Origin of the sequence: Caldimonas mangrovi, assembly GCF_023721835.1 — a bacterium.
Classification (GTDB): Bacteria; Pseudomonadota; Gammaproteobacteria; order Burkholderiales; family Burkholderiaceae_C; genus Caldimonas; species Caldimonas mangrovi.
This window is the reverse complement of record NZ_JAMKFE010000002.1, coordinates 515,425-525,795: the sequence shown is the minus strand read 5'-3', so window position 1 is coordinate 525,795 and position 10,371 is coordinate 515,425. Positions and strand designations below refer to the sequence as shown.

At 66.9% G+C, this 10,371-nt stretch carries 12 protein-coding genes; 6 read left to right on the top strand and 6 right to left on the bottom strand.

What is annotated here, in order from left to right; genetic code table 11:
- The 5 genes from M8A51_RS05035 to M8A51_RS05015 form a co-directional block, all read left to right on the top strand.
- Positions 1-545: methyl-accepting chemotaxis protein (locus M8A51_RS05035; RefSeq protein ID WP_251777020.1), on the top strand; the 545-nt coding region annotated here is incomplete at its 5' end.
- A gap of 226 nt (positions 546-771) precedes the next feature.
- Positions 772-1,530, top strand: a complete 759-nt coding sequence (locus M8A51_RS05030) for a hypothetical protein (RefSeq protein WP_251777019.1) — start codon at positions 772-774, stop codon at positions 1,528-1,530.
- Between the two features lie 99 nt (positions 1,531-1,629).
- On the top strand, positions 1,630-2,508 hold the full coding sequence (locus M8A51_RS05025) for a CheR family methyltransferase (protein WP_251777018.1): 879 nt from the start codon (positions 1,630-1,632) through the stop codon (positions 2,506-2,508).
- 52 nt (positions 2,509-2,560) lie between these two features.
- Positions 2,561-3,238 (top strand): chemoreceptor glutamine deamidase CheD, encoded by a 678-nt coding sequence (cheD, locus tag M8A51_RS05020; RefSeq protein WP_251777017.1) that lies wholly within the window; start codon positions 2,561-2,563, stop codon positions 3,236-3,238.
- 24 nt (positions 3,239-3,262) lie between these two features.
- Positions 3,263-4,351 (top strand): protein-glutamate methylesterase/protein-glutamine glutaminase, encoded by a 1,089-nt coding sequence (locus M8A51_RS05015; RefSeq protein ID WP_251777016.1) that lies wholly within the window; start codon positions 3,263-3,265, stop codon positions 4,349-4,351.
- Positions 4,352-4,370: 19 nt separating this feature from the next.
- Here M8A51_RS05015 and M8A51_RS05010 read toward each other — a convergent pair whose 3' ends face one another.
- The 6 genes from M8A51_RS05010 to M8A51_RS04985 all read right to left on the bottom strand — a co-directional run bounded on the left by M8A51_RS05010 (position 4,371) and on the right by M8A51_RS04985 (position 9,413).
- Positions 4,371-4,793, bottom strand: coding sequence for a response regulator (locus tag M8A51_RS05010; protein ID WP_251777015.1), 423 nt, complete (start codon positions 4,791-4,793; stop codon positions 4,371-4,373).
- Between the two features lie 117 nt (positions 4,794-4,910).
- Complete coding sequence (hemW, locus tag M8A51_RS05005; protein ID WP_251777014.1) at positions 4,911-6,113, bottom strand: radical SAM family heme chaperone HemW; 1,203 nt, start codon at positions 6,111-6,113, stop codon at positions 4,911-4,913.
- On the bottom strand, positions 6,106-6,711 hold the full coding sequence (rdgB, locus tag M8A51_RS05000; RefSeq protein ID WP_251777013.1) for an RdgB/HAM1 family non-canonical purine NTP pyrophosphatase: 606 nt from the start codon (positions 6,709-6,711) through the stop codon (positions 6,106-6,108). Before rdgB ends, hemW begins: the two co-directional genes overlap by 8 nt.
- A 1-nt stretch (position 6,712) precedes the next feature.
- The gene (rph, locus tag M8A51_RS04995) at positions 6,713-7,441 is read right to left on the bottom strand and encodes a ribonuclease PH (RefSeq protein WP_251777012.1); all 729 of its coding nucleotides are present in this window, start codon (positions 7,439-7,441) and stop codon (positions 6,713-6,715) included.
- A 66-nt stretch (positions 7,442-7,507) separates the two neighbouring features.
- On the bottom strand, positions 7,508-8,419 hold the full coding sequence (locus tag M8A51_RS04990) for a PP2C family protein-serine/threonine phosphatase (RefSeq protein ID WP_251777011.1): 912 nt from the start codon (positions 8,417-8,419) through the stop codon (positions 7,508-7,510).
- A gap of 25 nt (positions 8,420-8,444) precedes the next feature.
- Positions 8,445-9,413, bottom strand: a complete 969-nt coding sequence (locus tag M8A51_RS04985; RefSeq protein ID WP_251777010.1) for a serine/threonine protein kinase — start codon at positions 9,411-9,413, stop codon at positions 8,445-8,447.
- Positions 9,414-9,441: 28 nt separating this feature from the next.
- On the opposite strand from M8A51_RS04985, the gene M8A51_RS04980 reads away from it, so the two are divergent.
- A complete protein-coding gene (locus M8A51_RS04980; RefSeq protein WP_251777009.1) occupies positions 9,442-10,371 on the top strand; it encodes a YicC/YloC family endoribonuclease in 930 nt (309 codons plus the stop codon).

Below are 10,371 nucleotides of genomic sequence, written 5' to 3'. Positions count from 1 at the left end.
GCTCGGCCCAGGCCGCCAAGGAAATCAAGACCCTCATCGGCGCCTCCGTCGAGAAGGTCGAGTCCGGCGCCAAGCTGGTGCAGAACGCCGGCTCCACCATGACCGAGATCGTCGCCTCCGTGCAGCGCGTGTCCGACATCATCGGCGAGATCACCGCCGCCACCGCCGAGCAGAGCTCCGGCATCGGCCAGGTCAACACCGCCGTCACCCAGCTCGACCAGATGACGCAGCAGAACGCCGCACTCGTCGAGGAGTCCGCCGCCGCCGCCGCAAGCCTCAAGGAGCAGGCCTATAAGCTCGCCGACGTCGTCAGCGCGTTCAAGCTCCAGCAGGGCGCAGCGGCGCAGGAAGCCAGTGCCGTGGCCCAGAAGGTCATTGCCCGCGTGCGGGATGCAGCCCCCCGGGCCGCAGCAGCACCCGACGCCCGGGCGACGGCCCGGCAGGTGAGGCCGGCAGCAGGTGCACGGCCCGCCGCGCCGGTCCTGGCCCCGGCCGGCACGGCGCCCGCGGCGTCGTCCCGGGACGACGACTGGGAGAGCTTCTGACACCACTTACGGGGCCTGCAACGGCACCCGTCGGCGACGCACTCCACGCAGCCTGGTGACATGCCCCTCATTCTTGGGATGGGCAAGCCGGCGCAGTGAGCCTACGCTTCGCGCATGCTTCGCCGCGGTGTGTCGAATGCCGCAATACCGCTCGCTGTTACTCGGGCGGTGCGGTTCATCGACCCGGCGTATCGGGTGTAATTCACTGCGCCATTTCTCGACAGCCATGCCCCGGATCTCGACACTCCGTCTCCCGTTGCCGCGGTACCAGCGCTGCGGCTTCTTGCTGGTGCTGGCCGCCCTGTGGGCCGGCGGGGGGGGTGTCGCTCGTGCGCAGGTCGGTATCACACCCGACGACGTCCAAGCCATCGCACCCGGCGGCTGCCAGGTCGAAGGCTGGTACTCGCATGCCAATGGTGCAAACGCCTGGATGTCGCTGCCTGCCTGCAGCGAGGCGCAGCCCGTGCGGCTCGGCGCCTTCCTGCAGCCGCTGACCCAGGTGCGCGAGGGCAACTGGGGACTCGGCGCCGCGGCGCGCTACACCGACAGCGACTGGCGCCTCGGACCCGCCCGCTGGGGCCTGAAGATCGCAACCTTCACGCAGCGGCTGGCCGATCTGGGCCGCATGCAGATGGAGCATGCGACGCTCACCGGGCTGAGCACGCTGCGCTTGCCCGCCGATCTCACGCTGCGGCTGAACCTGGGGCCGAAACACCAGTGGGTCACGCGCGAGACCACCACATTGCTGGACGCCGCGCTGGCCTGGTCCTTCGGCGGCCGCTTCACGGTGGCCGGCGAGATGAAAGCCTCCGACCGCACACAGACCGTGCAGAGTGTCGGTACCAGCCTGTGGCTGGTGCCCGGCCGCCTCGGCGTCAAGCTCAATGTGGGCCGCACGCTCGGCATCGAGGACTCGGCCGTCTACGGCTTCCAGCTGCACTGGCACCTGCTCGACCGCAAGCCCATCCGTTCAGCGGGTGGTTGACCCCCGGCACTCAAGCCGGGCCAGCAGCTGCCGATAACCGTGAGAGCAGGCGTTCACCGCTGAACGCTTCCACCCGCTGTCTCGCGAGCCGCATCTGCCATGAGTGCCGTCCTGTCTTCCGCCTTGCCCCCGGCGCCTGCCGAGGCCACGGCCGACCGTGCCACGCACGAGTTCACGTTCGACAAGCCTGACTTCGAGCGGGTGCGTCAGCTGATCTACCAGCGCGCAGGCATCAGCCTGCATGCAGGCAAGCAGGCCATGGTCTACAGCCGACTGTCACGCCGATTGCGCGAAACCGGCCATCGCTCCTTCGCCGACTACCTGCAGTGGCTGGAAAAAGCGGTCGGCCCGCAGGCGGACGCCGAATGGCAGGAATTCGTGAACTGCCTCACGACCAATCTCACGGCCTTCTTCCGCGAAGAGCACCACTTCCGCCTGCTGACCGAGGAACTGCGCCGTCGCGGCACCGCACGGCCACTGCGCATCTGGTGCAACGCGGCGTCGACCGGCGAGGAACCCTACTCGATCGCGATGACGGTGGCCGACACGCTGGGTCCGAACGCGCCGGTGCGCATCCTGGCCAGCGACATCGACACCAAGGTGCTCGCCACCGCGAGCCGCGGCGTTTACGGCGAGGACGCGCGCGGCCTGACGCCGGAACACCTGAAGCGTCACTTCCTGCGCGGCACCGGCAAGAACGCCGGCCAGATCCGCGCCAAGCCCGAACTCGCCCATCTGATCGAGTTCCGCAGTTTCAATTTGATGTCGCCCGCCTGGTCGCTCGGCGATGCGTTCGACATCGTCTTCTGCCGCAACGTGATGATCTATTTCGACGCACCGACCCAAAGGCGCGTGCTGGAGCGCATCCACGGCGTGATGAAACCCGAGGGGCTGCTGTTCGTCGGCCACTCCGAGAACTTCACCGACGCGCGGCAGTTGTTCCAACTGCGCGGCAAGACGGTCTACCACCGCCTGTGACGCGAAGCCCGAGTTGCTCAAGTGCATCGGCACACCGGACGATAAGACGCTCATGCTCGACACGACAAGCGCCCGCAGTAACGGCCTCAGCGGCACCGCGGGGGCGCCCTCCACCACCCGGCTGGACCGGCTGAAAGCGCGCCTGCGCAAACCCGGCGAAGCCTCGTTCTTCTTCTATGAAGCGCATTTCAAGACCGACGCGGTCAAGGTGCTGCCGGGCGAATACTTCGTGCACGACGAAGACCTGGTGATCCTGACGACGCTCGGTTCTTGCATCGCTGCCTGTCTGTGGGACCGCAACGCCCGTGTCGGCGGCATGAACCACTTCATGCTGCCCGATGGCGCCGGCGTGCAGGATTCCGGCCGCTATGGCTCTTACGCGATGGAACTGCTGATCAACGAACTGATGAAAAAGGGCGCCACGCGCAGCACGCTCGAAGCCAAGGTGTTCGGCGGCGGGCAGGTCATCAGCGGCATGAACAGCCTGAACGTCGGCCAGCGCAACACCGACTTCGTGATCGATTATCTGAAGACCGAGCACATCCCGATCGTCTCGAAGGACGTGCTCGACGTGTATCCCCGCAAGGTCTGCTTCTTCCCGGCCAGCGGCAAGGCGATGGTCAAGCGTCTCGCCGCCGCGAACCCGGAAGCACTGATCGCACAGGACAAGGCGGCCAGCCAGCGCATCATTCCGCCTGCAAGCGGCGCCGGCTCGATCGACCTGTTCTAAAGGGACACAAGAGGAGGAGCGTCCATGTCCGCAATTCGAGTCGTGGTGGTCGATGATTCGGCCCTGGTCCGCAGCCTGCTGACGGAGATCATCAACCGGCAACCCGACATGCAGTGCGTCGGCGCCGCCAGCGACCCCTATGTCGCACGCGAGATGATCCGCAATCTCGACCCCGACGTGATCACGCTCGACGTCGAAATGCCGCGCATGGACGGCATCGACTTCCTGTCCAAGCTGATGCGGCTGCGGCCGATGCCGGTCGTGATGGTCTCGACGCTGACCGAGCGCGGCGCCGAGGTCACGCTGCGTGCGCTCGAACTCGGTGCGATCGATTTCGTCGCGAAACCGAAGATCGGCATCTCCAACGGCCTGCAGCAGCTGGCCCAGGAGATCACCGAGAAGATCCGCATCGCGGCGAAGGCGCAGGTCCGCAAGCTGAGCGCGCCTGCGCCAGCAGCCGCCGCGGCCGATGGCGTGGCCGCCCCTGCCGTGCCAGCCAACATCGGGCGCCTGTCGACCGAGAAGATCATCTTCATCGGCGCCTCCACGGGGGGTACCGAGGCAACCCGCGAGGTGCTGACCAATCTGCCGCCGGATTCGCCGGCGGTGGTCATCACGCAGCACATGCCGCCCGGCTTCACGCGCAGCTATGCGACCCGGCTCGACGGCCTGTGCCGCATCGCGGTCAAGGAAGCCGTCGACGGCGAACGGGTACTGCCCGGGCACGCGTATATCGCGCCGGGCGGACGGCACCTGAGCGTCGAGCGCAGCGGTGCCAACTACATCGCGCGCGTGCAGGACGGGGAACCTGTCAACCGGCACCGGCCGTCCGTGGAGGTGCTGTTCAAATCAGCCGCACGTGTCGTGGGCCCGAACGCCATCGGCATCATGCTGACCGGCATGGGCGCCGACGGTGCCAGGGCGATGAAGGAAATGCGTGACGCCGGCGCCTACAACTACGTGCAGGACGAAGCCAGCTGCGTGGTGTTCGGCATGCCGCGCGAGGCGATCCACGCCGGCGCGGCCCATGAGGTACTGTCGCTCACGCAGATCGCACCGCAATTGATCGAGCGGCTGCGCAACACCGCGGGACTGAGTCTGAACCGGGTATAGAGAGCCCGAAAAACCGCCTTCAGCAGCCGCGCGCGGCCTTGCACAACGCGGCGATCTCGGCGCCCGAGACGGGTTTTTGCAGCAGCCGCTCCATGCCTGCGGCCAGCGCCAGCGGTGCATCGTCCGTATCGGCACTGGTCCCGATCAGGTGCACCCGGTCGCCGCCAGGCTCCGCCCGTAGCGTGCGGGCAAACTCGTAACCGTCCATGCGTGGCATGCGGCAATCGGTGATCACCAACGAGTGATGGTGCAACTGCCACATCTGCAGTGCGTCGAAGCCATCCTCGGCGATATCGACCGTGCAGCCGCAGGCTTCGAGATGGGTGCTGAGCAGGATTTGCTGCACGCGATCATCCTCGGCCACCAACACACGCAGCGCACCGTCTTCCGGCATCAGGGCCGGTTCGTGGACCGAAGAAGAGCTGGCGGGACCGTCAGACACGGCTGAATACTCCTGGTTGACATCCGCGGCGTTTGATCCTGCCACGGCACGCAAGGGCTGAAAACCCCTTTAGGGGTTCACCACAGCTGTCATCACAGACAGGGGGCGCTTTGCGCGCTATTCGTGCAGAAACAAGGCTTGCAAGTCGCTTAAAAAATCGAAGCCTCGGGCCGTGGGCCGCACGCGCTGCCAGTCCCGCTCGACGAAGCCGCGCCGCTCGGCCTCGTCCAACCCGGCCTGGAGGGCCGACAGCGGCAGCCCGGTGCGCTCGGTGAACCGCGTCAGCTCGAAGCCTTCCTTCAACCGCAATGCGTTGAGCATGAATTCGAAGGGCAGTTCTTCGCGTGCCACCTCGTCTTCCTGCGCGACCGGCTGACCGTCGAGCGCCCCGGCCATGTAGCGCGCCGGCTCGCGAAAGCGCACCTGGCGCAGCACCCGGTGGGGAAAACTGAGCTTGCCGTGAGCCCCCGCACCGATGCCAAGGTAGTCGCCGAAGCGCCAGTAATTCAGGTTGTGCTCGCAGGCGTGGCCGGGTCGCGCATAGGCGGACACCTCATAGCGTTCCAGGCCGGCAGCGGCCGTGAGTTCGGCAATGCGGTCGAGCATCTCGAAAGCCGCGTCGTCGTCCGGCACGGCCGGCGGGTACTTCGCGAAATACGTGTTCGGTTCCAGCGTCAGGTGGTAAACGGACAGGTGCGGCGGCTCGAAGGCGAGCGCCTGACGCAGGTCGGCTTCGCACTGGGCGAGGCTCTGTCCCGGCAGCGCATACATGAGGTCGAGGTTGAAGGTCTCGAAGCACTCTCGCGCCTCTTCGACGGCGGCGATCGCCTGGTCCCGGTCATGCACCCGGCCCAGCGCCTTCAGCTTCTCATCGTCGAAGCTCTGCACCCCGATCGACAGCCGCGTCACGCCTGCCTCCCTAAAACCGCGGAATCGGTCACGCTCGAAGGTGCCGGGATTGGCCTCGAGCGTGATCTCGCAGCCGGGCTCGAGCGGCAGGCGCGCGCGCACGTCGGCCAGCAGCCGGTCGATCGACGCCGGCGAGAACAGGCTCGGCGTGCCGCCACCGATGAAGATCGAATGGATGCGGCGCCCCCAGACGAGCGGCAGCGAGGCCTCCAGGTCGGCACGCAGCGCGTCGAGGTAACGCGCCTCGGGCGGCAGGCCGCCGTCCCGCCACTCGTGGCTGTTGAAATCGCAATACGGGCACTTCTTCAAGCACCACGGCAGATGCACGTACAGCGACAGCGGCGGCAGAGCGCCGAGCTGCAGCGTGCCGGGGCGCAGGTAGCGCGCATGAACCTCGGTCGAATCAGCCAAGCTGCCACACCTCGCGCATCAAGGCCAGCATCTGCCGGGCCGCCTGGGCCCGGTGGCTGTGTCGGTTCTTCTCTTCGGCGCCGAGTTGCGCCACTGTCCTGCCGAACCCGGGGATGTACATCAGCGGGTCGTAGCCGAAGCCGCCCTCGCCGCGCAGCTCGGCGGTCACCTCGCCGTCCCAGCGCCCCATCGCGATCAGCGGCTCCGGGTCGTCGGCCGAGCGCAACGCCACCAGCACGCTGACGAACCGCGCGCGGCGCTCGCTCTGCCCTTCCAGCTGCCGCAGCAGCGCGCGGTTGTTCTCGGCATCGTCCCTGGGACCGCCGAACAGCGTCGCATAGCGTGCCGACAGCACGCCCGGTGCACCGCCCAGTGCGTCCACGCACAGGCCGGAGTCGTCGGCGATCGCCGCGTTGCCGCTGGCGGCGGCTGCGTGCCGCGCCTTCGCCAGCGCGTTCTCGACGAAGGTGCCGTGCGGCTCCTCCGCCTCGCCGATGCCCAGCGCCCCCTGCGCGAGCAGCTCGATGCCGAGCGGTGCGAACAGCGTGCGCAGCTCGACCAGCTTCTTCGCGTTGTTGGAAGCAAGCACCAGGCGCACGTCAGGCCCTCAGGGCGGCGGCTTGCGCCGCGACCAGCTCGCGAATGCCCTTGTCGGCCAGCGCCAGCAGCGCCTCCATCTCGGCGCGCGAAAAGGGCTCGCCCTCGGCCGTGCCCTGGATCTCGACGAAACCGCCGGAGCCGGTCATCACGACATTCATGTCGGTGCCGCAGGCGGAATCCTCGACGTATTCCAGGTCCAGCAGCGGCACGCCCTGCACGATGCCGACCGAGATCGCCGCAACCGCGTCCTTGACGGGCGTGCGCTCGATCAAGCCCAGCTCCAGCAGCTTGCTCACTGCGTCGTGCGCTGCAACGTAGGCGCCGGTGATCGCCGCGGTGCGTGTCCCGCCGTCCGCCTGGATGACGTCGCAATCGAGATGTATGGTGCGCTCGCCGAGCTTCGCCAGGTCGAACACCGTGCGCAGCGAACGCCCGATGAGCCGCTGGATCTCCTGCGTGCGACCGCTCTGCTTGCCGCGCGCGGCCTCGCGGTCGCTGCGGGTGTGTGTCGAGCGCGGCAGCATGCCGTATTCGGCGGTCACCCACCCCTCGCCGCTGCCCTTCTTGTGGGGCGGCACGCGTTCCTCGACCGAAGCGGTGCACAGCACGCGCGTGTCGCCGAACTCGATCAGCACCGAGCCCTCGGCGTGTTTGGTGTAGTGGCGCGTGAGGCGCACCGGACGCAAGGCGTCGGGCGCACGGCCCTGGCTGCGATTGAAGGTCGTCATGGAAAAGCCCTGGTAGAAATGAACGCGGGGCGCCCGGCGGCGCCCCACATCAATGGTGTGCCGATACTACGGCTTCTTCTGCGAGGATCGCTTGATGGCCTCGTTGATCTCGCGGATCGAGCGCTCGATCTCCGCTTCGTCGAGATCGTCAGGCTCCTGGCCGAGCACGCTGGCCTGTATCGTGGAGGCGAACACCTCCTCGCCGAGCGTCTGCGTCGAAATGGCCTTGGTCGAATCGTAGTCTTCCGACGACTCCCACTCGACCGCCAGCACCGTGACGTTGTCGCTCTTGCTGCCGGCGCGGCGCAGCGCCTGTTCGACGAGTTCGGGCACCGAGTCGGAAATCGGCCGCGTCGCCAGCTGCTCGGCAATCACGGTGTCCGGCACGCTGCTCCACAGGCCGTCGGAGCACAGCATCACGCGGTCGCCGGACTGCATCAGCATCGGCCCCACCGTGTCGACCACCGGCTTGCCGGGGCTGCCGAGGCAGGTGAACAACACGTTGCGGTTGAATTTCTCGCCCAGTGGCACCACCCCGTTGAGCGTTTCCTGCAACTCGGAGTACGAATGGTCGCGCGTGCGGGCAATCAACTTGTCGCCGCGCACCAGGTACAAGCGCGAATCGCCGCAGTGTGCCCAGTAGGCCGCGCCGTTCTGCATCACGCAGGCCACGACGGTGGTGCGCGGTGTGTCGATCAGCGCCTTCTCGGTGGCGTAGCGCAACAGCTGGTGGTGCCCGGCAATGATGGCGTCGTGCAGAAAGCGCACCGGGTCCTTCAGCATCGGCTTGGCGTCGCGCTGGAACAGCGCCGCCATCGTCTGCAACGCCACCTGCGAGGCCACTTCGCCTTCAGGGTGCCCGCCCATGCCGTCGGCCAGCGCGAACAGACCCGAGTCGCGGGTATAGCAATACCCCATGCGGTCTTCGTTCTTCTCGCGACCGCCCTTGCGGCTGACCTGGTAGACCGAGAACCTCATCGTGGGCGTCTCCCGTAGGGCCTTCTCAGGCCTGCTTTCCGCCCTTGAGGTTCTCAAGCTGCAGCTTGAGACGCTCGCTGAAGCTCAGCTTGGTGTAACGCCGCTCCGTCTCGCGGGCCAGTTCCTTCTGCAACGCGAACACGCTCTGCGGTCGAGACAACGGGTCGAGGGCCATGCACCACTCCGTCACTTCGATCAGATTGTCGGAGTAGATGTTCCGCAGGCGCGAGAGCGAAAGCGTGAGGCGGTCCTTTTCCAGCCGCTGGGGAGCGTCGTTGGGCGGGTAACCCTGCATGCAGGCGTAGATGCAGGCCCCGATCGCGTAGATGTCGGTCCAGGGGCCGAGCGTGCCGTCGCGGCGGTACATCTCGGGCGCGGCGAAACCGGGCGTGTACATGGGGCGGATGAAATTGCCTTCCTTGCTCAGCACTTCGCGTGCCGCACCGAAATCGAGCAAGACCGCCTTGTTGTCGTTGGTGATGAAGATGTTGGCCGGCTTGATGTCGAGGTGCAGCATCTTGTGCTGGTGGACTATGCGCAAGCCGCGCAGGATCTCGTCGAACAGCGAGCGGATGGTGGACTCGCGGAAGACCTTGTCGCGCTTCAGTTCGCGCGCGGTGACGATGAAATCCTGCAGCGTGTCGCCCTGCAGGTAGTTCATCACCATGTAGACGGTTTCGTTCTCGCGGAAGAAGTTCAGCACCGAGACCACGCTCGGGTGGGAAATCTGCGCGAGCGAGCGCCCCTCCTCGAAGAAGCTCTTCAGGCCGAGTCGGTACAGCGGCTGCTTCTCGGGCTTGACGCGCGGCGCCAGCTCGCCGGGCGAACGCTCGGCCAGCGAGGACGGCAGATATTCTTTCAGTGCCACCAGGCGCTTGTCCTGGTCTTCGGCAAGATAGACGACGCCAAAGCCCCCGGCAGCCAACTTCTTGATGATCTGATAACCACCGACCACGGTGCCCGGGGGCAACGGGGCAGGTTTGGGCTTTGACATAATCGGATTTTGCAATGCGATAAGTGTCATGGCAGTTTACAGCATGACCGGGTATGCGAGCGCCGCCTCGCAGGTCCCGGGTTCCCCGAACGACGAGACGGCTCTCCGTACCGGTGGCGCCGCGGCTGCCGGCGTGACGGTGGAACTGCGGTCGGTCAACAGCCGTTTCCTCGACCTTGCGTTCCGGATGCCCGACGACCTGCGCGCCGTCGAGCCGGCGTTGCGCGAACTGCTGACCGCACGTTTCCGCCGCGGCAAGATCGAGTTGCGCCTGAACGCGCAGCGCGAGGCCGATACGGCCCTGCCCCAGCCGCAACCCGAGCAGTTGACCCGCCTGGCCGGCGTCGAGGCGACCGTGCGTGGCTGGATGCCGCAGGCGCAGCCGCTGTCGGTGCACGAGGTGCTGCAATGGTGTCGGGGCGCGTCAGTGGGCGAAAAGCTCGACGAGGCCGCCATCGCCGCGACCCGCCAGTGCATCGACGGCTTGGTCGAGGCCCGGGCCCGTGAAGGCGAGCGCCTGGTCGGCATCCTGATGGAGCGCATCGTCAAGCTGCGCGAACTGGCGCAGCAGGCCGCGCCGCTGGTGCCCCAGGTGGTCGAGAAGCAGCAGCAGCGCTTCCTGGAGCGCTGGCAGGCGGCGCTCGATACCGCCGGTGCGACCCAGAGCATGAGCGCCGACGCGCTGCGCGAGCGGGCCTTGAGCGAAGCCGCCTCGTATGCACTGCGCATCGATGTCGCCGAAGAACTGTCGCGGCTGACGGCCCACCTCGACGAGATCGCCCGGCTGCTCCAGGCCGGCGGCGAGATCGGCAAGCGGCTCGACTTCCTGATCCAGGAACTGCACCGCGAGGGCAACACCCTGGGCTCCAAGGCCTCGGCGCTGGAGCTGACGCAGATCTCGGTCGAAATGAAGGTCCTGATCGAGCAGATGCGGGAACAGGTCCAGAACATCGAGTAG